Consider the following 20,992-nt stretch of genomic DNA (forward strand, 5'->3'; position numbering starts at 1 on the left):
GAACAGGCGGCGCACCCCGTTGCTGATACCGCCGCGGTCCGACACGGGGTGTGGCCGATGCCGGAGCCCGCCGGCCGGTCAGCCCTTCGGAGTACGCAGTCCCAGGTGGTCCCGGAGCGTCGTCCCCTCGTACTCCGTACGGAACACGCCCTGCTCCTGGAGGAGCGGGACCACCGTGTCGGCGAACTCGTCCAGGCCGCCGGGCACCAGGTGCGGGGCGAGGATGAAGCCGTCGGACACCTCGCTCTGCACCGAGTCGTTCAGCGCCCGGGCGACCGTCGAGGGCGAGCCGATGAAGGTCTGCCGGGCGCTGGTCTCGATCACCAGCTCACGGATCGACAGGCCCTCCGCCTTCGCACGCTGCCGCCACTCGGCCGCGGTCGCCAGCGGATCGCGGACCATCCGCACACTCGCCCGGCCCCGGGTCACCGTGTGCTCACCGGTGTCGGGGTCGATCTCGGGCAGCGGCCCGTCCGGGTCGTAACCGGACAGGTCCCGGTTCCACACGTGCTCAAGGAACTTGATCGCGGTCTGGCCGCTGACCTGACTGCGCCGCACCTCGTGCGCGCGCTCCTCCGCCTCGGCGTCCGTGTCGCCGAGCACGAAGGTGGCCGCGGGCAGGATCAGCAGGTCGTCCCGCTCGCGCCCGTGGCGGGCCAGCCGGCCCTTGACGTCCTGGTAGAACGCGCGGCCGGGCTCCGGGGCGGAGTGCCGGCTGAAGATGGCGTCCGCGGTGGCCGCCGCGAACTCCCGGCCCTGGTCCGAGTCGCCCGCCTGGAAGATCACCGGGCGGCCCTGCGGGGAGCGCGGCACGTTGAAGCGGCCCGCGATGTCGAAGTGCTGGTCGCGGTGGGCGAACGTACCGGCGTCCGCGCTGCGCAGGAACTGCCCGCTCTCCGCGTCCGCGAGGACCTCGTCCTCGGCCCAGGAGTCGAACAGCTCCCAGGAGGTCCGCAGGAACTGCTCGGCGCGGGTGTAGCGGTCCTCCTCCGCGAGGAAGCCGCCGCGGCGGAAGTTCTCGCCGGTGAACGCGTCCCACGAGGTGACGACGTTCCACGCCGCACGGCCCGCCGAGAGGTGATCCAGGGAGGCGAACTGCCGTGCCACCTCGTACGGTTCGTTGAAGGTGGAGTTGATCGTGCCGGCCAGGCCGATCCGCTCGGTGACCGCCGCCAGCGCGGCGAGGATGCCGAAGGTGTCCGGGCGGCCCACCACGTCCAGGTCGTAGATCGCACCGCCCTGCTCGCGCAGCCGCAGCCCCTCGGCCAGGAACAGGAAGTCGAACTTGGCCCGTTCGGCGGTGCGCGCGAAGTGGCTGAAGGAGGCGAAGTCGATCTGGCTGCCGGCCTCCGGGTCGCTCCAGACCGTGGTGTTGTTGACCCCGGGGAAGTGGGCCGCGAGGTGGATCTGCTTCAGGTTGTCGCTCATGACTGTCCTCCGGCCCGGACCCGGGCGTAACGGTTGGCGGGACGCGAGAGGCCGAGGAGGCCGCGCAGCGAGTCGGCTTCGTACGCGCGACGGAACGCGTCACGGCTCTGGAGCTCGGGCACCAGGCCCCGGCCGATGGCCGGCAGGTCGTGGGCCGCGACCGCCGGACGGAGCCGGAACCCGGTCAGGCCCGCCCGCTGCCAGTCCAGCAGCAGATCGGCCAGCTCGGCGGGGGTGCCGGTGAAGATCTCGGCGTCGCTCGTCAGAGGAGCGCCCGCCACGTCGTCGAGGCGCCGGCGGCGTTCCTCCGCCTTGCCCGCCGTCTCGTCGAGGAAGACCACCAGGTCCCCGAAGACGTGGACGGTCTCCCCGCCCCGCCCGGCCGCCTCCTGGGCGGCCCGGATCTCCTCGGTCACCGCCCGCGCCTCGGCGGCGTCGTGCGGGGTGACGTAACCGACGTCCGTGGAGCCGGCCACCAGCTCGTACGGAAGGGTCGCGTGGGCCAGCGAGGTCACCAGCGGCTGGCCCTGCGGCGAACGCGGAGTGATCGAGGGGCCCTTGACGCTGAAGTGCTTGGACTCGAAGTCGATGTAGTGCAGCTTCTCGCGGTCGATGAACCGCCCGGTGGCGGCGTCGCGGATCTCCGCGTCGTCCTCCCAGCTGTCCCAGAGCCTGCGGAGCACCTCGACGTAGTCGGCGGCCTCGGTGAACAGCTCGCGCACCAGCACCTGCGTCTCCGGCAGCAGATAGTCCTGCGGACGGAACGGCGGCAGGTCCCGGCGGCCGAAGTGCGCCGCCTCGTGCGGCGAGGCGGAGACCTTGACCCGGACCCCGGCACGGCCACCGCTCACGAAGTCCAGCGTCGCGATGGCCTTCGCCAGGTGGAACGGCTCGGTGTGGGTGGCCACCACGCTCGGCACCAGTCCGACGTGCCGGGTCGACGGCGCCACCCGGGAGGCGATCAGCACCGCGTCGAGACGGCCGCGCACCTGGTCGGTGCGCCGGTCGTCGGCGGTCGGGTCGGTGGACTGGAGCGACAGCGCGTCCTCGAAGGTGACGAAGTCGAGGAGGCCGCGCTCCGCCTCCTTCACGGCGTCCAGCCAGTACCCGGCGGAGAAGAGCTCGGAGGCGCGGGCCCCCGGCTCGCGCCAGGACGCGGGGTGCCAGCCGGTGCCGTCGAGCGCCACGGCGAGATGGAGGGGTTCGGGAGGTGAGGAGGGGGACTGCGACATGGCGGGAAGTGCCTTTCCTGATCGGCTGTGGAGTACGGGGAGACGCGGCCGGCCCGCTCCGGGGTCAGTCGGCCCCGGCGGGGTCACCGCCGGGGGCGCGGACCACGGCGAAGAGATTGCGCCGGCGCAGGGCGAAGCCGATCGAGAGATAGAGGCGGATGGCGTTCTGGTTGGTGGCCGCCGCATGCAGGAACGGAACGTCCCCGCGGTCCCGGATGCCGTCGGCCACATGGCGGACCAGCCGGGTGGCGAGCCCCTCGCCGCGGTGCTCGGCGTCCGTGCAGACCGCGCTGATCTCGGTGTGGCCGGGGGGCCGCAGCCGTTCGCCGGCCATCGCCACCAGCTTTCCGCCGCGCCGGATCCCGAAGTACGCGCCCAGCTCGATGGTGCGCGGGAGGAACGGCCCCGGCCTGTTCCGCCTCACCAGGTCCAGCATCTCGGGGACGTCGGCCGTGGTCAGCCGGACGGCCTCCGGATCGGAGCGCGTGACCAGGGTGTCCGCGACGAGCTGCACGCCCCCCGCCTCCTCCACGGTCTCCCAGTGGTCCGGCACCCTGCTGACCCCGGTCACCGCCGTCTGCGCGCCGGGCCCGAGGAGCACCGCCAGATCGTCCCAGGCACGCGCGTCCCCGGAGTCGCGCAGCGCCACGAAGGGGGCGACGTCGCTCTGGTAGCGGGCGGCGGAGCCGACGATCTCCGCGAAACGACGGTGCGCCCCGGTCAGAGCAGCCCAGGCGGCGTTGTCCAGCACGTGCGGTTCGGGCCCCGGGGGCCGGGCGGAGACGGGGTCGGTCCTGGGGAGGGAGTGCGGTGGCTGGACTTCGGTGGACATGTGAGGCCGTTCTTCCTTCGGTGGGACCGTGCCGTACGCCGGCACGGTGGGCGGGGACGGGCCGGGTCAGCCGGCGGTGGCGGGCAGGGGGCGCCCGAGGGCGAAGCGCCGGGCCCCCGGCCGGCCCTCGACCAGGTCCGCCGCCAGCTCCCCGACGGCGGGGGCGAACTTGAATCCATGACCGGAGAAACCGGCGAGCACCGTCACCGGGCCGCGCCGGTCGACCACGAAGTCGTGGTCGGGCGTGGACGTGTAGAGACAGGTGACCGGCTCGGGGACGGCCGGGGCCAGACCGGGCAGCCAGGTACGCACGTAAGCCTCCAGCCGCTCGACCGCCACCGGATCGGGGGTACGGTCACGGTGGTCGGGGTCGACGACCGGCCCGACCGCGTGGAACCCGACCTTGACGCCGTCCGTGCTGCCGAGCCCGTACACACCGCCCGGTTCGTCGAACCCGGCGCCGGGATGGTGCACGAACGCCGGCCACTCCAGCGCACCGTCCACCGCGAAGTGCAGCGGCTGCTCCTGGGTGACCCGCAGCGGCGGCAGCCCGTCCACCAAACCGGGCAGCACCGACGGCGACCAGCCGCCGACCGCGACCACGGCCGCGTCCGCGACGAGGGGGCCGCCCTGGTCGGTCTCGACGGTGACGCCGCTCCCCGTCGGGCGCAGGCCGCGCACCCGCACCCCGTGGCGGACATCCGCGCCGAGGCCCGAAGCCGCCGCGAGCAGCGCCGCCACGGCGGCGTCGGCGTGCAGCCGGCCGCCCTCCGCGTGATGCAGCACGGTCGTGTCGGCGCGCAGCCCGGGCCAGCGCTCGGCCGCCCGGGCCGGGCTGAGCACCAGCCCCGGACGGCCCGCCGCCGCCAGCGTGGCGGCGAGCTCACCGACGGTTCCGGGCGGCCCGTGGTCGACCGCCCCGGTGACCGTCAGTACCGGCCGGCCGGACTCCTCCTCCAGCCGCCGCCAGAGCGGCAGCGCCCGCAGGGCGAGCCTGACGTACCAGGGATCGGCGTACGTCAGCCGGAAGATGCGGGAGCTGCCGTGCGAGCTGCCCCGGTCGTGGCCGGGCCCGAACCGCTCCAGCACCGTGACCCGGTGGCCGCGGGCCGCCAGCCGCCAGGCCGCCGAGGCGCCCATGACCCCGCCGCCGACGATCACCACACTGGGTGCCATGACGGGTCTTTCCTCTCTGCTGTCGTGCGTCCGGCCGCACCCCGGCCCGGCCGAGGTGCGGTCCGGTGGATCAGGAGTTCGTGATCGGCAGGCCCGGAGGGTTGACCTCGGCCTTCTGCACGGCCTCGTCCTTGAGGTTCCACGCCTCCAGCCACTTCGCGTACTGACCGTGCTCGATCAGGTAGTTGATGGCATCAGCCAACGGCTTCGCGAGCCCGCTGTCCTTCTTCGCCGTGGCGCAGATCAGCCCCTGCAGCGACGCCCCTGCACCCGAGTACGTACCGCCGCTGCGGGTGGGCTGCGGGGTGCTCGCGGACTGGGTGATGTGGTAGGCGATGGCCGGGTTGGGACCGAAGTACCCGTCGATCTTCTCCGAGTTCAGCGCCAGATACGCGCTGTTGTTGTCCGCGAAGTACTTGACGTCGAGCTTCTTGCCCTCGGTCTTCAGCTTGTCCCGCCACTCCAGCAGGATCTTCTCCTGGTTGGTGCCGGAGCCCACGGCGATGGTCTTGCCCGCCAGGTTCTTGTAGTCGCCGCCGAAGTCCCAGTCCGCTTCCTTGCGCACCTCGAACCCGAGGTTGTCCTGGCGGTAGCAGGCGAACTCGTACTTCTTCTTCCGCTCCTCGGTGTCCGTGATGTTGGAGAAGCCGGCCTCGGTGCGCCCGCTGTCGATCCCGACGAACAGGTTCTCCCAGGTCGCGTTCTTCGGCTCGGCCTTCAGACCGAAGACGGCGGCGACCAGGCGGCCGAGGTCGGGCTCGGATCCGGTGATCGTCTTCTGGTCGTCGCCGACGTAGCCGAGCGGCGCGGAACCGGCGGGGAGCATCCCCAGACCGATGGTGAACTTCCCGTCCTCGATGACGGACTTGGGCAGCTGGGCGCGGATCGAGGCGACCTCGGGGACGTCCAGCGTGATCTCCTTGGCGGCCCCGTTCGAGGCGGCGCCGATGACGACCGATCCCTTGGCGGCGGCCGAAGCGCCGGCGGAGTCCTCGGTGTCGCTGTCACCGCAGGCGCTGAGCCCGGCGGCGAGGGCCAGGACGGTGCCGGCGGTGGCGAGGGTGGACAGACGGGATCTGCGGCGGGACATGTCGGTTCCTTGTGGGTGATGGAGCACAGGTGAGAGGACGTGTGGGGGAGAAGAGCCAGGCTGAACAGCCTCGCTCCAACAGGTGGCTGACCGGTGATCAGGCAGGGGTCGGGGAGTCAGAGGACCTTGCCCAGGAACTCCCTGGTGCGGGCCTCGCGCGGGTTGTCCAGCACCTCTGCGGGCTTCCCCTGCTCGACGATCACGCCCTGGTCCAGGAAGACGACCTGGTCGGCGACCTCCCGGGCGAACCCGATCTCATGGGTCACCACGATCAGCGTGGTGCCTCCGGTCGCCAACTCCTTGATGACGGAAAGGACTTCGCCGACCAGTTCCGGGTCGAGCGCCGAGGTCGGCTCGTCGAAGAGGATCACGCCCGGTTCGAGGGCGAGCGCCCGGGCGATGGCGACCCGCTGCTGCTGGCCCCCGGACAGCTGGCGGGGGTAGCTGTCCGCCTTGTCCGCCAGTCCCACCCGTTCGAGGAGGGCACGGGCGAGCTCGCGGGCACCGTCGCGGTCCGCGAGACCGATGGCGGTCGGCGCGGCGGCCACGTTCTCCAGCACCGTGAGGTTGGGGAACAGGTTGAAGTTCTGGAAGACGAAACCGATCCGGCTGCGCTGCGCCCGGATGGTGCGCTCCGGCAGCTCCTTCAGCCGGCCGCGGTGGTGCCGTACCCCGATCGGCTCGCCACCGACCGTCACATGGCCGATGTCCAGCTTCTCCAGGTGGTTCACCGTACGCAGCAGCGTCGACTTGCCGGACCCGGACGGCCCGAGGATCACCGTCACCGAACCCGGCTCGACCGTCAGATCGATGCCGCGCAGGACCTGGTGTTCACCGAACCACTTGTGCGCGCCGTGGATCTCCACCGCCACCGGCTCGGCGCGTACGGGGCTCTTCGTGCTCTGCGGGGCGATGACGCTCATGTGCTCGATCCGATCGCGGTCCTGGAACGGGCGGCCCGGACGGCGGCCCGGAACTTCTGCAGCGGGGTCGGGGGTACGGTGCGCAGCGCGCCGCGCGAGTAGTGGCGCTCCACGTAGAACTGGATCACCGAGATGACGCTGGTGAGGATGACGTACCAGAGGGTGGCGACCAGCAGCAGCGGGACGATGTCCCCGGAGTAGGTGGAGCCGAGGCTCTGGACCGTGCCGAACAGATCGAGCAGCGAGACGTAGAAGACCAGCGAGGTGCCCTTGACCAGGCCGATCAGCTGGTTGACGTAGGAAGGCACGATCACCCGGAGCGCCTGCGGGAAGACGATGCGGCGGAACTGGTATCCGCGCGGCAGCCCCAGTGCCGAGGCCGCCTCGTGCTGGCCCTGGTCCACCGAGAGCACGCCGGACCTGACCACCTCGGCCGCGTACGCCGCCTCGTTGAGGCTGAGGCCGACCACGGCGACGGTCATGTCGGTGGCGAGCCGGGACTCGTCGAACTCGAAGAAGGCCGGCCCGAACGGAACGCCCAGGCTCAACGTCTGGTACAGCGCGCTGAAGTTGTAGAGGAAGAGCAGCACGACGATCAGCGGTACCGAGCGCAGCAGCCAGATGTAGACCCAGGAGACGGACCGCAGCACCGGATTGGGCGACAGCCGTCCCAGCGCGAGGATCACCCCGCCGATCAGACCGAACACCGCGCTGAGGGCGGCGACTTCGAGCGTGATCAGCAGACCGTCGAGGACCACCGGGCGGAAGAACCAGTACGAGAACCGGCTCCACTGGTAGAACGGGTTGCTCACCAGCCCGTGGACGAACTGGGCCACCAGGACGACGACCACCGCGGTGAGCACCCACCGCCACGGGTGGCGCAGCGGCAGCACCCGCTCGGCCGCCGGACGCGGATCCTGTGCCGAGGCGGCGCGGGCGGCGGGCTTCGGCGCCGGGGGCTCTCCGGGCGGGGCGGAGGGAGAGCCGGCGGCGACCGGGTCTTCCGGGGGCGCGGACGTCTCGGGCATGGGTACTCCAGCGGTCAAAGGGGGCCGGGCGGCGCGCGCGGCACGCGGTCGGGCCGAATCGGGAACCCCGGCCCGAGTCCGGGCAGGGTTGCGGGGGAACGCGAGACGGGCGGGGCGGACGTGGTCCGGCCGGTCAGCAGCCGCAGTGCGGTGCGCAGGCCGGCAGCCCGCAGGTACACGAGCGGCAGGCACCGCACTCGTGCGACGACGTACGCGGGGAGGAGGGCGACAGCGTGGCGGACGGCGCGGCGGAGCGGAGGCGGCGGACGCCCGCCGTCCTCTCCGGTGCGCTCTCCATGCTGGTCATCCTGGTCTCTCTGCCGCAGTGAGCGAGCCGCTGGGACACGCTCGGTGGAACGGGCGGCACACGGGCTCGTGGCCGCCGGACCGCCGGGGAATCACCGGGCCGGTCCGGCGTCAGTTAACCCATGCGGGGGAGAAAGCGTCAATGTCCCCCGAAGCTGTGTGAACGGGTGTAGAGGGTCGGCGCGACGCCCCTGGGGCGTGCCGCAGCCACTGGCCTGACCAGCGAGAATGTCATCAGGGCGGTGGCTGGGTACGGCGTCCGGGCAGGCGCGGGACATCTCGTGGGGCGGCGTTCATTTCGTGATCCTGTAACACCGGCTTCACACCCGGTCATACGGCGCACACGGTGGCCGGAGCTCCGCCCGGTGTGCGCCGGGCGGGTCGTCCTATCACGTCCACCTCCTGGCCACGGCCCTCTCCACCGCCCCGAGCACCGCGTCGGTCGCCTTGCCGAGCAGGGCCAGCAGCACGATCGCCAGCAGCAGGACGTCGGTCCGCCCGGTGTTCTGACTGTCGATCAGGAGGAAGCCCAGACCCATGGACGAAGCGATGAGCTCGGCCGCGACCAGGAAGAGCCACCCCTGGGCGAGCCCCAGCCGCAGCCCCGACAGCACCGACGGCGCCGCCGCGGGGATCAGCACCTGGGCGAGCAGCGCGGGGCCCCGACGGCCGTAGGCGTGGCCCAGCTCGTGGAGACCGGGATCGGCGTGGTCGAGCGCCGAGGCCACCGTCGTGTAGACGGGGAAGAAGGCGCCGACGGCCACCAGCGTGATCTTCGGCGTCTCGCCGATGCCGAGCCAGAGCAGCAGCAACGGCACCCACGCCAGCGACGGTACGGCGCGCAGCGCCTGGAAGGTCGGGCCCAGCAGCCGGCGCACCGCCGTCGAGAGCCCGACCAGACCCCCCAGTACGAGTCCGGCCCCGGCCCCGGCGGAGAAGCCCAACAGGACCCGCTGCACGCTGATCGCCACGTGGTGGAGGAGTTCGCCCCGCTCCCAGAGCACCCGGGCGGCGCGGGCCACCGCCGACGGCTCGGGCAGCTGGCTCGGCGAGTAGGCCCCCGACCGCGCCGCCGTGTTCCAGACGACGAGGAGCGCCACCGGCACCAGCAGCCCCACCGCCACGCGCCCGGCCGCCCGCCCGGTGGCGGCGAGCCGCTCACCGCCACCGCGCGCACGCCGCCCGGAGACCGACGAGGTGACCGAGCCGGATGCCGGAGCGTCCCGGCCCGTCACCGCCTCCGCCTTCTTCCCGGTCCGGGAGGTGGCCATCTCCGTGGTGTCGGCGCTCACGAGGGGTCCGCCTTCCGCGCGTACTCGGGGAGGAAGAGCGAGTCCAGCGCGCCGTCGACGGCCTCGCGGTCGGGCACCAGGTTCTCCTCCACGAGGACCGGCGCGATCCGGTCGAGGACCGCGCGCTGCTCGCCGCCGGGGACGGGGGAGATGTCGAGCTCGGTGCGCCCGGTCAGTTGCTGCCTGGCGACGGCCTCGCTCACCTTGGACTCCTTCGCCAGCAGGCGCACGGCCTCGTCCGGGTGGGCGATGATCCAGGCCCGGGCCTTCTCGTAACCGTCCACGACCGTCTGGACCAGCTCCGGGTGCTTCTGTTCGAAGTCCGCGGAGACGTTGAGGAAGCCGTACGAGTTGAACGCGAGGTTCCGGTAGATCAGCCGGGAGCCGCTGTCGATCTGGCTCTGCGAGAGGTACGGGTCGAGCCCCGCCCACGCGTCCACGTCTCCCCGCTCCAGTGCCGTCCGGCCGTCCGCGTGCTGCAGGTTGACGACCGTGACGTCGTCGGCGCCGAGACCGGCGCTCTCCAGCGCCTGGAGGAGGAAGAAGTAGGGGTCCGTCCCCTTCGTGACCGCCACCTTCCTGCCCTTCAGCTCCCGCACCGACCGGATCGGCGAGCCCTTCGCCACGACGAGCGAGGACCATTCGGGCCGGCTGTACACGTCGACCGTGTGCAGTTCGGTCCCGTTGGCACGGGCGAGCAGAGCGGGTGTGCCCGCCGTCGAGCCGAAGTCGATCGCCCCCGCGCGGAGGTTCTCGTTGGCCTTGTTGCTGCCGAGGGACTGGGTCCAGGTGACGGCGGCGCCCTGGCCGGAGAGCGTCTTGCCGAGCCAGCCCTTCTCCCGCAGGACGAGGCTCTCCGGGTTGTAGTACGCCCAGTCCAGCCGGACCGTCACCGAGGCGCCGCCGGCCTTGGGGCCGGCCGCGGCGGAGCCGTCGGCGGACTCGCCCGACACACAGGCGGTGGCGGTCAGCAGCAGACCGGCGAGGAGAGCGGTTCCCGCGGCTCGTCGTACGGCGGTTCGCACAGTGGTGCTCACGGTGGTCCTCACGGAGGTGTCTCTCATGGCCTGTCTCTCAGGGCTGGTGGGGACGGTCGGGGGTGCCGACGCCGAGCCGGCGCAACAGATCGGCTCTCAGCGGCGCCAGTTCCGGATGGCCACGTGGCCGGGGACGGGCGACGGGGACGTCGATCCGGGCGGCGATCGTGGCGGCGGGGCCCGACCCGAGCAGCACGATCCGGTCCGCGAGTTGCAGTGCCTCGTCCACGTCGTGCGTGACCATCAGCACCGTGGTGCCCGCCGCGCGCTGCATCGTGTCCAGCAGGTCCTGCATCCGCATCCGGGTGAGCGCGTCGAGCGCCGCGAAGGGCTCGTCGAGCAACAGCACGCCCGGCTCCCGCGCCAGGGCCCGGGCGAGCGCGGCCCGCTGCGCCATACCGCCGGAGACCTGGCCGGGGCGGTGGCCGCCGTACCCGTCCAGGCCCACCTCGGTGAGCCGCCGCGCGACGGTGGCCCGCCCCTCGGCCCGGTCGGTGCCCCTCGGCAGACCGAAGGCGACGTTGGACGACAGGGTGCGCCAGCGCATCAGGCGCGGGTCCTGGAACACCACCGCCGTGCGCGGATCGCCCGCGACGACGGGCCTCCCGTCGACCAGCACCTGACCCGACGTGGGTACGTCCAGCCCGCCGATCAGTCTCAGCAGCGTCGACTTGCCGGACCCGGACGGCCCCAGCACCGCGACCGTCTCGCCCGCCGCCAGATCCAGGTCGATTCCGGCCAGCACGCTCCGGGCCCGCCGGCCCTGCCCGAAGTCCCGCCCGACACCCCGCAGGGAGACGGCGGCGGCACCCGTACCGGACCGTTCCCCCGGGCCGGGCGCCTCCGGCGCCCCCACCCCCGGCCCGGCCACATCGGCTGTGGAGCCGGCCCGGCTCACCGCCGCCCCGCGAACGGGACGATGGCCGAGGGCGCGGCGGCGCTCGCGAACGGGGGCTTCCACAGCCCGCGCCGTGCCAGCACCGGCAGGACGCCCTCGCCGAACCAGTACGCCTCCTCCAGGTGCGGGTATCCCGACAGGACGAACTCCTCGATGCCCAGGGCCTGGTACTCGGCGATCAGGTCGGCGACCTCCTCGTGCGAACCGACCATGGCCGTGCCCGCACCCCCGCGCACCAGCCCGATGCCGGCCCACAGGTTCGGATGGATCTCCAGCCCGTCCCGGCCGCCGCCGTGCAGCGCGAGCATCCGGTGCTGCCCCTCCGATTCGCTGCGCGCGAGGCCCTCCTGCACGGACCGGATGGTCTGCTCGTCGAAGCCGTCCAGCAGCCGTCCGGCCTCGGCCCACGCCTGCTCGGAGGTGTCCCGGGTGATCACGTGCAGCCGGATGCCGAACCGCACGGTCCGCCCCTCCTCGGCGGCGAGCTTCCTGATCCAGGCGATCTTCCCGGCGACGGCCGCGGGAGGCTCGCCCCAGGTCAGGTAGACGTCGCTGTGCCGGGCCGCGACCACACCGGCGGCGGGGGACGAACCGCCGAAGTAGATCTCGGGGACCGGGTCGGGCACCCTCGCCAGCCTGGCGTCCTCGACCCGCAGGTGTTCGCCCGCGTGGTCGACGGCCCCGCCCTTCCACAGCTCCCGCACGATGTGCAGGAACTCGCCGGTGCGCGCGTACCGCCCCTCCTTGTCGAGGAAGTCGCCGTAGGCGCGCTGCTCGTGGCTCTCACCACCGGTGACGATGTTCAGCAACAGCCGGTTTCCGGTGAGCCGTTGGTACGTGGACGCCATCTGCGCCGCGAGGGTCGGGGACACCGATCCGGGCCGGAAGGCCACCAGGAACTTCAGGCGCTCGGTGTGCTGGCTGATCAACGCCGTGGTGAGCCAGGCGTCTTCGCACCAGGCGCCCGTCGGGGTGAGTGCGCCGACGAAGCCCAGCTGCTCGGCCGCCAGCGCGATCTGCGTGAGGTAGGGGACGCTCGGCGGGCGGTCGCCGCCCGCCGCCGTGACGGGCGTCCCGTGACCGCCTCCCACGACGTGCCGGCTGTCGCCGTTGGTGGGAAGGAACCAGTGGAACGTGAGAGACATGAGGGAGAGTCCTTTCGGTGCGGGAAGCAGGATGCGGCGGAGTGGGGACTGCGACGGAACGGGGAACGGGCGGCGGTCAGAGGAGCCCGTGGCGGGGTGGGCGGGTGCCGTTGAGCGTCCAACGGCCCAGGTGCTGCACCTTCCAGCGCGTCGGGTCGTGCAGAGTGTGGGTCCGGGCGTCACGCCAATGCCGGTGCAGATTCAGGGAGTCGAGCGCCGCCCGGGTGCCCGCCACCTCGAAGAGCGCCGAGCCGGTCTCGACCGCCGCCTCCGCGGCGACGACCTTCGCCGCCGCGACCGCCAGGGAGGCTTCGGCGGCGGAGTCGTCGGTGAGATCGGCCTCCGCCCGGTCGACCGCACGCGCCGCCTCGGCCAGCAGCGCGTCGGACGACCGTACGCGCAGCGACAGTTCACCGAACCGCTGGATGAGGAGTGGGTCGTCGGAGGCCTTCTCCACCCCGCTCTCGAACCAGGGACGGCTCTTGGTGCGGACGAAGGCCGCGGCTTCCTCCAGAGCCGCCGCCGCGATGCCCGCGTCGATGGCGGCGTGCAGCAACTGGGCGACGGCCCCGTGCAACTGCGGTCCGCGAAAGGTGAGATGGTGCGGAACCACCCGGTCGGCCGGTACGCGGACGCCGTCGAGCCGGACCGTCCCGCTCGCGGTCGTGCGCTGCCCCATCCCGTCCCAGTCGTCCACCACGGTGACGCCGCTCGCGGAACGCGGCACGTAGGCCACCCACAGCTCCTCGTCGTCACCCCGGGCCAGCACGGGTATCCAGTCCGCGTAGAGAGCCCCGGTCGAGTAGTGCTTCTCCCCGGTCAGCAGGAAGCCGCCGCCCTCGTCGGAGGTGAGCCGGGTCCGGATGTCCTGGACGTGCTTCGTCCCCGCTTCGGACTGGGCGTTGCCGAAACGGCGGCCCGCCAGCACCTCGCCGAAGAAGAACCGGCGCTGTTCCTCGCTGCCCCGGGCGCGCAGCACGTTGACGTACACGAAATGGCTCTGCGGGATCTGCGCGAGGCTGGCATCGGCCGAGGCGAGGGTCCGCACGACCCGAGCCAAGGTGGTGTGGCGCACCCCCGCACCGCCGTACGCCCCGGGCACCGTGACGCCGAGGAGACCGGAGGCGGAGAGGCGGTCGAGTTCGGCGTGCGGCAGACGGCGCTCCGCGTCCCGCGCGGCGGCGCCCGTGCGGAACTCCGCGGCCAGCTCGGACGCGAGGGCGAGCGCCTCCGCGTCGTCGCGGACCACATGGGCGGCGGACGGATCTCCGGCGGAGAGGGAGGGAGGGACGGCGGAAACGGTCATCGGTACTCCGGGGGTCGGGCGGGGGCGTGAAGGGCTGCGGGCGGGAAGGCAGGAGTGGGTGCGGGCGGGCGCTGGTCCCGGTCCGCGCACCGGTCACCCGGTGGCGTACAGGGTGGGGCGCGATCCGGCCGGGGACAGCGCGGCGGAGAACCGGCCGAGGACGTCGTACAGGGGCGCGGCGGCCGAGGCGGCCACCGTGACCTGGCCGTCCGCCGAGACCGTGATCTCCTTGTCGACGACGAACCACCCCTGGGTGATGTGGCCGGCGCCCATGGAGTTGAGTACCGGGCGCAGGGCGTAGTCGACGGCGAGGACGTGCGCGACCGACCCGCCGGTGGCCAGCGGCAGGACGGTCTTCCCGGCCAGCGCGTACTGCGGGAGCAGGTCCAGCAGCGCCTTGAGGACCCCCGAGTAGGCGGCCTTGTAGACGGGTGTGCCGACGACGAGGCCGTCCGCCCGGTCCACCAGCGCCGCCACACGGGCGATGGCCGGATGGCCCGGATCGGCCCCCAGCAGGGCCTGAGCGGGGAGATCGCGGACGTCCAGCGGTACGACCTCGTGCCCGTCCGACTCCAGGCGTGCGTCGAGATGACGCAGCAGCCGGGAGGTGCGGGACGTGGCGGAAGGACTGCCGGACACGGAAAGGATGACGGCCATCGGAACTCCAGAGGTCGGCACCGGGCACGGGAATCAGCCGGGGCAGGGAAGGCAGGCAGAGGGCGGGGAGGGTGCCGCGGGGCGCAGGGGGCAGTCACCGGCTACAAGCCGACGCATCGGCAGACGGCAGACGGCAGACGGCAGACGGCAGACGGTCCGGCGGCCGGAGGGTCCGGCGGTCGGCGGCACACGGGCCGAGGCGGCCGGGTTCCCGTACGGCGATCGGGAAACCTGTGCACCTACGGCATGTCCGCGGCGAGGATGGGGAGGCGTCGCGGCGCATCGGCCGACACGAGCCACCTCGTCGCCGAGGCCGTCACCGGACGGCGCTCCCGGGTGCGACGGGCACACCACGCCCCCTTGCACCACTCGTCCGTCCCACCGCGCGATGGTGTGGTGGGACGGACGGGCAGGGTGCGGCAAAGGAGCGGAACGGGCGGGACGAGGCTCCCGAGACGCGCTACGGCGGGACGGTCAGCGGCCGTGGCCGGGGCGACAACCGTGGCAGGGGCGACAGACGGCGCTGGAGACACGCGCGAGGTCGACATGGCGCCGCCGCGTGAGGTCCACTCGCTTGTCCATGGTCACCGATCCGCTGGGAGGGGGTGGAGCTGTCCGGCCGGGCCCGGTCCACCCGCCGAGCGGGAAAACCGTGCCACCGGGGAACGCGGTCCGCGCGGCCTTCCCGGCCGCCCGCTGTCCGTTCCCGTCAAGGAGCGTACCGGCAGCCGGGCCCTCGGTGGGAGTCGGTATCGGCGAACCGTTGATAGGGTTTCCCTCTCACCTTTCCCTCCGGCCAGGGCGGTTGCCGCCCTCCGCGGGGGCGCCCCTTCCGGAGGACGAGCCATGCGCATCGAACAGCTGGAGTGCATCGCGGCGGTGACGAGAACCGGATCGCTGCGCCGCGCCGCCGGTGAACTCCACCTCTCCCAGCCCGCGTTGAGCGAGACGGTACGCAACCTGGAGCGCGAGCTCGGTGTCGATCTGCTGGACCGCCGCCGCTCCGGAGCCCGGATCAGCGAACAGGGCCGGGAACTCCTCCCGCACATCGTCGACGTACTGGAGTCGGTGGACCGGCTGCGCCGGGCCGCCCACGACCAGCACCACAGCAGCCGGACCGTGCGGGTCGGCACGGTGAACGCGGCGACGGTGCCCCTGCTGATGCCCGCGATGCGCGACTTCCGGTCCACCCATCCGGCCACCCAGGTCGAAGTGATCGGCACCCAGCAGGAGGACATCCACCGAGGGCTGCGCGAAGGGGCGTTCGACCTCGGTCTCGTCAACTACCTGCTGGGGGACGACACTCCGCCGGACATGGAGACCACCGAACTGCTGCGCGGCCGGCCCGTGGTCTGCATGCGGCCGGACAGTCCGCTCGCCGACCGGCAGGTGGTGACCCCCGAGGACCTGCTCACCGAACCGCTGATCGGTATGCGCCCCGGCTATGTCATGCACCGCTACACGCACCGGCTGCTGGGGGAGGGGCGCGGGCCGTCGTTCAGCTACACGACGGACGGCGCCGAGCTCGGCAAACTGATGGTCGCCGAGGGCCTCGGCGTCACCGTCCTGCCCGACTTCAGCGTCTTGGGCGACCCGTTGGAGCGAGCCGGAGTCCTGGTCTCCCGCCCGCTGTCGGACGACACCACGAGGGTCCTGGTCGTCGTCCAGCGGCCCCGCAGCGGCTCCTTCCCCCGCGCGGCCCGCGAGTTGCGGTCCACCCTCGTCGTACGCGCCGCGCAGCAGGCGCGGCTGCGGGCGGGCGGCGAGGAGAGCGGCCACCCGGTGGTGGAGCGCGACAGCCACTGACGGCCGGAACGCGGCATGGGCCGCCTCAGGCACGCAGAGGCCGTAGCACGCCCCCGGAGGTGGATGCCGACGCCGGCATCGGCATCACGCGCGGGATCCACGGTCCGCCGACGGCCCGGCAGCGGGCCCATCCTCCCGCCTCCAACGCCGCCGCCGGGTATGGGACTTCCACCGGATGGGCGGCGGGCTCGCCGAGGCCGTGGGCGGCGGTGAAGCCGTCGTCGTACACGGTGTCGAGGTACCGTTCGGGTCCGTCGGGGAAGACGGTGGCGACGACCGCGTCAGGGTGGGTACGGGCCGCCCAGGCGGACACCAGGGCGACGGCTCCGGTGCTCCATCCGCCGCTGACGAAGTTCCCGGAGGCGAGTCGGCGGCAGGCGTGCACGGCTTCGGCCGGACCGATCCAGTGGATCTCGTCGAACGCCTCGTAGGCGACGTTGCGCGGACGAATGCTGCTGCCCAGGCCCCGCATCAGGCGCGGGCGGGCCGGTGGGCCGAAGATCGTCGACCCCGCCGCGTCCACCCCGACGAGCCGCAGGCCCGGCCGGCGCAGGCGGAGCGGGCCGGCGATGCCGGCGCTGTGTCCGCCCGTGCCGACACTGCACACGAGGATGTCGATCCGGTCGAGCCGGGCCGCGAGTTCGGCCGCGAGCGAGGCGTAACCGGCCACGTTGTCGGGGTTGCCGTACTGATCGGGCCAGTACGCCCCCGGCGTCCGCGCCAGCACTTCGCGGAGCCGCAGGAGCCGGGCCGTCTGCCAGCCGCCCTGGCGTGCGGGACGGTGCACGAACTCCAGCCGGGCTCCGTAGGCGCGCAGCAACTGCCGCATGGAGGGTTCGAGTTCGGCGTCCACCACCAGGGTCACCGGATGCCCCAGGGCCTGTCCGGCGAAGGCCAAGCCGATTCCGAGCGTGCCGGAGGTCGACTCCACCACCGGCGCCCCGGGCGGCAGTTCGCCGCGCGCCCTGGCGCCCAGCAGCATCGAGACCGCGGGGCGCGCCTTCATGCCCCCGGCGCCGAGCCCTTCGAGCTTCGCCCAGAACCCCGGGTGCGGCCCGGCGAGATCGGTGGTGACGCGGGCCAGCGGGGTCTGCCCCACGAGGTCGAGCAGTGCGCGGTTCTCCACCGGAGCGCGGACGGCCGTGGTCACGGAGTGCCTCCGGCGTGCCCACCGTAGAGGTGCAGGGAGCCCGGACCGCCGTCGAGCCAGAAGAACGGGTACGGCTCGGCGCACACCGCCGTGACGCCCGCCCCGAGGAGCCTGGGCAACACCGCGCTGCCGGTCTGGGCGAACATCACCAGCGGCATTCCCCGCCGCGCCGCCTGGATGCGCAGCTCCTCGAACGTACCGTTGCCCAGGGTCATTCCGGACGCGAGTACGGCGTCGCAGCGGTCCAGGGCCTCGACCGCGTCCGTCGTCACGGGCTCGCCCCACTCCGTCGTGCCGCCCTTGAAGTCGCACGGAACATAGGACAGTCCACGTGTACGCAGCTCCTCCAGAAGCGAGTTGACGACCCCCACCACCAACACCGTGCTCGTCGGCGGAAGTCGCAGCAACCCCACGGCGGCCCGGGCCCGCGCCCGCGACCTGAGCAGCGAACTCCCGCCGGGCAGTGGGCAGGTCACCGCTCCGGACGCGGTTCCGTGCGGACGGACGTGCATCAGGTACGCGTCCAGGGCGGCCACCCGGACCGGCAGCAGCCGGTGCCCGAGCAAGCGTCCGGCGTCGGCCCCGGCGCACTCCGCCACGACGTCGCCGGGCAGCGAACCCGGCTCCACCGCGCACGAGCCCACCGCCCCGGCCAGCCGCAGGCTCAGCACCTCGTTGCGGTAGCCGGTGTGCCGTCCGTCGTGGCGCACGGCCTGATGGGTGGTGAACGCCGAGGAGATCCGGAGGGTCTCCGGGGGAGGGCCGAACGCCCCGGCGGCGACCCGCCCGGCGAGTTCGGGGTACGAGCCCGCGTCGGCCGCAGGGGTGTTCGCGTGCGGCCGCGCCCCTCTCGCGTGCATCAGGGGGGCCATGGTGTCTCCTTCGCGGTGCGGGGCGTCCGGGCGCGACGGCAGAACCCCGCGCTCGGAGGCGGGCACCCGGAGGGATCACGTTATCGACAATCATTTTCATTGTCACTCGTGCTGCCGGTGGGAGCCGTTGCCGTGTCGGGCCGCACCGGACGGGCCGACACGGCAACGGGGGCCCTGTGGGCTTCGTCGAGCCGTCAGCTAGTCCTTTCCGGCCTCACGTCGACGGCTACGAGGCGGAGGAAGGCTTCTGCTTCACTTGGGAACGGCCACCGACCCCGGGTGCAGGCGGTCTTCCAGGTGGCGCCCAGCGATGGGAGGTCCGTCACCGCGGAGAGCCTGCGGTCCGTGCGCGTGCCGGTGCGGATCCGGTGGGGCGGAGCCGACACCATCGTTCCCTTTGACGACACCAGGCCGTATCTCGAACACATTCCCACCGCGAGTGGGTGCTCGGTCGGTCCCGAGGCCCGCCACCAGGGCTTCATCGAGCCGGAGCCGGCAGATCCGAATGCCCGGGCCCAAGTGGGCCAGGAAACGGCCGACTTCTTCCTGCGGTACCTCCGCCGACTCCGGATCCGCCGGCTCATGAGCTCACCCGCCAGCTGGAGCACCCAGTCACGATCACCCGTGAGCCGAAGCGCGACAGCTGTCACCCAAGCAGTTCCATCGGCACCGAGACCGATGGCGTCGGACCCGTCACCGCCTGATACGTGTGTGCAGGGCAAGTGCGCCGACAAGGGCGAGTACGCCCGATCCGACCAGTGCGAGCGTGCCTCGCGAGCTGATCACGCGGTAGGACCCGGCGGCCAGTACAGAGCACCGTCCCTGGATGGACAGCGCACTTGCGGTGCTCTGAATGGACCCCAGCGAAACGAGGGACATCGCAGAGCCGATCGAGCCGACGGACAGGGAAGAGCCGATGGACCCGACGGACAGAGCGCTGCCAACCGAACCGATGGACAGCACGGACCCGACGGAGCCGATGGACAGGAACGAGTCCTTCGACCACAGAGAGAGCGAGGAACCCCCGACGGTGCGGGAGGGAATATGCGCCATGAGGGTCATCATGCCGCGAGAAGGACCGGCGTACCCAGTGAAACAACCTCGTCAGTCTCCCCTGTGACAGGCAGAGTGCTGATCCGATGGCAACACGCCTGCTTCGCCGCCGTGGAACCGCAGGTCAACATCGTCCTCGGTGGGACTTGTCGAGCTTCGTCGCACGCCTGGCCGACGACGACCTCGGTGTACGCGTCCTGCTGGCCCAGAACCATGGTGGACCGTCCGGTGGAGGAGAGCGGCCGAGGGGTGCGGCCGGTGGCGCCGTAGAACTTCTGCGGGCGTCTGCGAAACGGCCCGGAGGGGCAGCGTGTGGTGCCCGCTGCCCCTCCGTCGTGCCGTGCAAGCGCCGTGCTCAGGCCGTGCTCCGGCGTTCGCCGGCCGCGCCTCAGTCCACGTAGGTGATGTCGGACGAGCTGTAGATGCAGTACGTGCCATCGGCGCCCGAACCGGTCTCGGACGGCTCTCCGCTCGTCGTTCCCTTGTACTTCTTGCAGATGTCGATGTCGCGGTCCGCGTCGTCGTAGATCGTGACGCCCGAGATCTTGGCGGTGTCGCCGTAGTTGGTGTTGATGCCCACCACGGACGTGCCAGGTGCGGTGATCCAGACGTTCGAGATCTCGACGTGGCGGCCGTACTGCGTCGAGCAGTTGCCGCAGGAGCGGTACAGCTTGCCGAAGTCGTCGACCTGGAAGTTCTTGATGACGACCGTGCCGGCGCCGTTGTGCTGGAAGACCTTGTCGTCCGCCAGCCGCGCACCGCCGCCGTCGACCGTGGCGACCTGCGAGGAGGAGCTGCCGCGGAAGGTCGCCGCGTCCTCGCCCACGTCCTCCCACCAGACGTTCTTGAGCGTGCAGGCACCGGCGCAGTGGACGCCGTCAGCGGCGGGGGAGCCGAGGATGACGTTCTGCAGGGTGGCACCGGCGGCCAGTTCGAACATCGCCGGCTGGTCCTCGTCCTGGCCGTCGCTGCCCAGGTCGCCGGTTCCGTAGAAGCGCTTCAGGCCGCCGTCGTAGGTGCCGGACACCTGGATGCTGGCCGAGACGGCCTGGCTTCCGTTGGCGGTCGGCCAGGCGGGCTTCGACCCCGAGCTGGGCGGCGTGGTCGTGGGCGGGGTCGTGGTGGGCGGGTCGGTCGGGGTGGTCGTCCCGGCCGCGGTGAAGGTCCAGCGCTTGCTGGTCACCGAGTCGCAGGAGTTCTGCTGGATCAGGGTGCCCGCGGCGGTGGCGGAGTCCTTGGTGTTGAGGCACTTGCCGCCGTTGCTGTTGATGACCTGGTAGATGTTCCCGCTCACCTGGGTGAGGGTCCACACCTGGGTCGCCGCGCCGCTGCACGTCTGCTGCTCGACGGCCTTGCCGGCGCTGGTGGAAGCGTCCTTCACACCGGCGCACTTGCCGCTGTTCGAGGCGATCAGGGTGTAACCGCTGCCGGAAGCCGTGAGCTTCCAGGTCTGCGCCGCGCTGCCCGCGCAGGTGTTCTGGGTGAGCTGGGTGCCGGCCGAGGTGCTGGCGCCCGGGACTTCCAGACACAGTCCGCTGCCGGCGTTCTTCAGGGTGTACGAACCGGCTGCGGGTGCGGCCGAGGCCGAGCCGGTGGCGAAGAGGGCGGTGAGCGTCGCCGCTATCAGTGCGGCGACCGCGAGGAACGAGGCGGCTGCCCTGCCGCCCCGCCTTCTGGCATGCTGATTCTCCGTGCGCATTCGAGGGTCCTTTCACCGCCTGCGGCGTCCTCCGCAGGCACCAGGAAGTGTTGGTGCGGTGG

18 protein-coding genes are annotated in these 20,992 nt (G+C 72.2%); 1 reads left to right on the forward strand and 17 read right to left on the reverse strand.

What is annotated here, in order from left to right; all coding sequences use genetic code 11:
- Positions 1-78 precede the first annotated feature (78 nt).
- The 14 genes from OG599_RS33540 to OG599_RS35555 form a co-directional block, all read right to left on the reverse strand.
- Entirely contained in the window at positions 79-1,428 is a 1,350-nt protein-coding gene (locus OG599_RS33540) for an NtaA/DmoA family FMN-dependent monooxygenase (RefSeq protein WP_327179733.1), read from the reverse strand.
- The gene (locus tag OG599_RS33545; protein ID WP_327179734.1) at positions 1,425-2,660 is read right to left on the reverse strand and encodes an LLM class flavin-dependent oxidoreductase; all 1,236 of its coding nucleotides are present in this window, start codon (positions 2,658-2,660) and stop codon (positions 1,425-1,427) included. Before OG599_RS33545 ends, OG599_RS33540 begins: the two co-directional genes overlap by 4 nt.
- Before the next feature lie 64 nt (positions 2,661-2,724).
- On the reverse strand, positions 2,725-3,492 hold the full coding sequence (locus OG599_RS33550) for a GNAT family N-acetyltransferase (protein WP_327179735.1): 768 nt from the start codon (positions 3,490-3,492) through the stop codon (positions 2,725-2,727).
- 66 nt (positions 3,493-3,558) lie between these two features.
- Positions 3,559-4,668, reverse strand: a complete 1,110-nt coding sequence (locus OG599_RS33555; RefSeq protein ID WP_327179736.1) for an FAD-dependent oxidoreductase — start codon at positions 4,666-4,668, stop codon at positions 3,559-3,561.
- Between the two features lie 70 nt (positions 4,669-4,738).
- Positions 4,739-5,758 (reverse strand): transporter substrate-binding domain-containing protein, encoded by a 1,020-nt coding sequence (locus OG599_RS33560; protein WP_327179737.1) that lies wholly within the window; start codon positions 5,756-5,758, stop codon positions 4,739-4,741.
- A 116-nt stretch (positions 5,759-5,874) separates the two neighbouring features.
- On the reverse strand, positions 5,875-6,681 hold the full coding sequence (locus OG599_RS33565) for an amino acid ABC transporter ATP-binding protein (protein ID WP_327179738.1): 807 nt from the start codon (positions 6,679-6,681) through the stop codon (positions 5,875-5,877).
- On the reverse strand, positions 6,678-7,709 hold the full coding sequence (locus tag OG599_RS33570; RefSeq protein ID WP_327179739.1) for an amino acid ABC transporter permease: 1,032 nt from the start codon (positions 7,707-7,709) through the stop codon (positions 6,678-6,680). Before OG599_RS33570 ends, OG599_RS33565 begins: the two co-directional genes overlap by 4 nt.
- 695 nt (positions 7,710-8,404) lie before the next feature.
- Positions 8,405-9,307: an ABC transporter permease gene (locus OG599_RS33575; protein ID WP_327179740.1), complete on the reverse strand. Its 903-nt coding sequence runs from the start codon at positions 9,305-9,307 to the stop codon at positions 8,405-8,407.
- The gene (locus OG599_RS33580; RefSeq protein ID WP_327179741.1) at positions 9,304-10,344 is read right to left on the reverse strand and encodes an aliphatic sulfonate ABC transporter substrate-binding protein; all 1,041 of its coding nucleotides are present in this window, start codon (positions 10,342-10,344) and stop codon (positions 9,304-9,306) included. Before OG599_RS33580 ends, OG599_RS33575 begins: the two co-directional genes overlap by 4 nt.
- 37 nt (positions 10,345-10,381) lie before the next feature.
- Positions 10,382-11,242 (reverse strand): ABC transporter ATP-binding protein, encoded by an 861-nt coding sequence (locus OG599_RS33585; protein WP_327179742.1) that lies wholly within the window; start codon positions 11,240-11,242, stop codon positions 10,382-10,384.
- Entirely contained in the window at positions 11,239-12,387 is a 1,149-nt protein-coding gene (locus OG599_RS33590) for an LLM class flavin-dependent oxidoreductase (RefSeq protein ID WP_327179743.1), read from the reverse strand. The genes OG599_RS33585 and OG599_RS33590 overlap by 4 nt, the downstream gene beginning before the upstream one ends.
- A 76-nt stretch (positions 12,388-12,463) precedes the next feature.
- Positions 12,464-13,693: an SfnB family sulfur acquisition oxidoreductase gene (locus OG599_RS33595; RefSeq protein ID WP_327179744.1), complete on the reverse strand. Its 1,230-nt coding sequence runs from the start codon at positions 13,691-13,693 to the stop codon at positions 12,464-12,466.
- A gap of 93 nt (positions 13,694-13,786) precedes the next feature.
- Positions 13,787-14,350, reverse strand: a complete 564-nt coding sequence (gene ssuE / locus OG599_RS33600; protein WP_327179745.1) for an NADPH-dependent FMN reductase — start codon at positions 14,348-14,350, stop codon at positions 13,787-13,789.
- Between the two features lie 474 nt (positions 14,351-14,824).
- Complete coding sequence (locus tag OG599_RS35555) at positions 14,825-14,932, reverse strand: putative leader peptide (protein WP_353963496.1); 108 nt, start codon at positions 14,930-14,932, stop codon at positions 14,825-14,827.
- Between the two features lie 264 nt (positions 14,933-15,196).
- Between OG599_RS35555 and OG599_RS33605 the strand changes: the two genes are divergently transcribed.
- Positions 15,197-16,156 (forward strand): LysR family transcriptional regulator, encoded by a 960-nt coding sequence (locus OG599_RS33605; RefSeq protein ID WP_327179746.1) that lies wholly within the window; start codon positions 15,197-15,199, stop codon positions 16,154-16,156.
- Positions 16,157-16,181: 25 nt separating this feature from the next.
- Here OG599_RS33605 and OG599_RS33610 read toward each other — a convergent pair whose 3' ends face one another.
- The 3 genes from OG599_RS33610 to OG599_RS35560 all read right to left on the reverse strand — a co-directional run bounded on the left by OG599_RS33610 (position 16,182) and on the right by OG599_RS35560 (position 20,930).
- Complete coding sequence (locus OG599_RS33610; RefSeq protein WP_327179747.1) at positions 16,182-17,306, reverse strand: PLP-dependent cysteine synthase family protein; 1,125 nt, start codon at positions 17,304-17,306, stop codon at positions 16,182-16,184.
- Positions 17,303-18,178 carry a Rossmann-like domain-containing protein gene (locus OG599_RS33615; RefSeq protein WP_327179748.1) on the reverse strand — a complete coding sequence of 292 codons (876 nt, stop codon included), beginning with the start codon at positions 18,176-18,178 and terminating at the stop codon, positions 17,303-17,305. The genes OG599_RS33610 and OG599_RS33615 overlap by 4 nt, the downstream gene beginning before the upstream one ends.
- Before the next feature lie 1,441 nt (positions 18,179-19,619).
- Positions 19,620-20,930: a pectate lyase gene (locus OG599_RS35560; RefSeq protein ID WP_442809637.1), complete on the reverse strand. Its 1,311-nt coding sequence runs from the start codon at positions 20,928-20,930 to the stop codon at positions 19,620-19,622.
- Positions 20,931-20,992 lie beyond the last annotated feature (62 nt).

This window comes from Streptomyces sp. NBC_01335, from assembly GCF_035953295.1.
GTDB lineage: Bacteria > Actinomycetota > Actinomycetes > Streptomycetales > Streptomycetaceae > Streptomyces.

Bases quoted from the DNA above. Each gene is read 5' to 3' on its own strand.
- OG599_RS33540 (WP_327179733.1), bottom strand. From the start codon at position 1,428: ATGAGCGACAACCTGAAGCAGATCCACCTCGCGGCCCACTTCCCCGGG.
- OG599_RS33545 (WP_327179734.1), bottom strand. From the start codon at position 2,660: ATGTCGCAGTCCCCCTCCTCACCTCCCGAACCCCTCCATCTCGCCGTG.
- OG599_RS33550 (WP_327179735.1), bottom strand. From the start codon at position 3,492: ATGTCCACCGAAGTCCAGCCACCGCACTCCCTCCCCAGGACCGACCCC.
- OG599_RS33555 (WP_327179736.1), bottom strand. From the start codon at position 4,668: ATGGCACCCAGTGTGGTGATCGTCGGCGGCGGGGTCATGGGCGCCTCG.
- OG599_RS33560 (WP_327179737.1), bottom strand. From the start codon at position 5,758: ATGTCCCGCCGCAGATCCCGTCTGTCCACCCTCGCCACCGCCGGCACC.
- OG599_RS33565 (WP_327179738.1), bottom strand. From the start codon at position 6,681: ATGAGCGTCATCGCCCCGCAGAGCACGAAGAGCCCCGTACGCGCCGAG.
- OG599_RS33570 (WP_327179739.1), bottom strand. From the start codon at position 7,709: ATGCCCGAGACGTCCGCGCCCCCGGAAGACCCGGTCGCCGCCGGCTCT.
- OG599_RS33590 (WP_327179743.1), bottom strand. From the start codon at position 12,387: ATGTCTCTCACGTTCCACTGGTTCCTTCCCACCAACGGCGACAGCCGG.
- OG599_RS33595 (WP_327179744.1), bottom strand. From the start codon at position 13,693: ATGACCGTTTCCGCCGTCCCTCCCTCCCTCTCCGCCGGAGATCCGTCC.
- ssuE (WP_327179745.1), bottom strand. From the start codon at position 14,350: ATGGCCGTCATCCTTTCCGTGTCCGGCAGTCCTTCCGCCACGTCCCGC.
- OG599_RS35555 (WP_353963496.1), bottom strand. From the start codon at position 14,932: ATGGACAAGCGAGTGGACCTCACGCGGCGGCGCCATGTCGACCTCGCG.
- OG599_RS33605 (WP_327179746.1), top strand. From the start codon at position 15,197: ATGCGCATCGAACAGCTGGAGTGCATCGCGGCGGTGACGAGAACCGGA.
- OG599_RS33615 (WP_327179748.1), bottom strand. From the start codon at position 18,178: ATGGCCCCCCTGATGCACGCGAGAGGGGCGCGGCCGCACGCGAACACC.
- OG599_RS35560 (WP_442809637.1), bottom strand. From the start codon at position 20,930: ATGCGCACGGAGAATCAGCATGCCAGAAGGCGGGGCGGCAGGGCAGCC.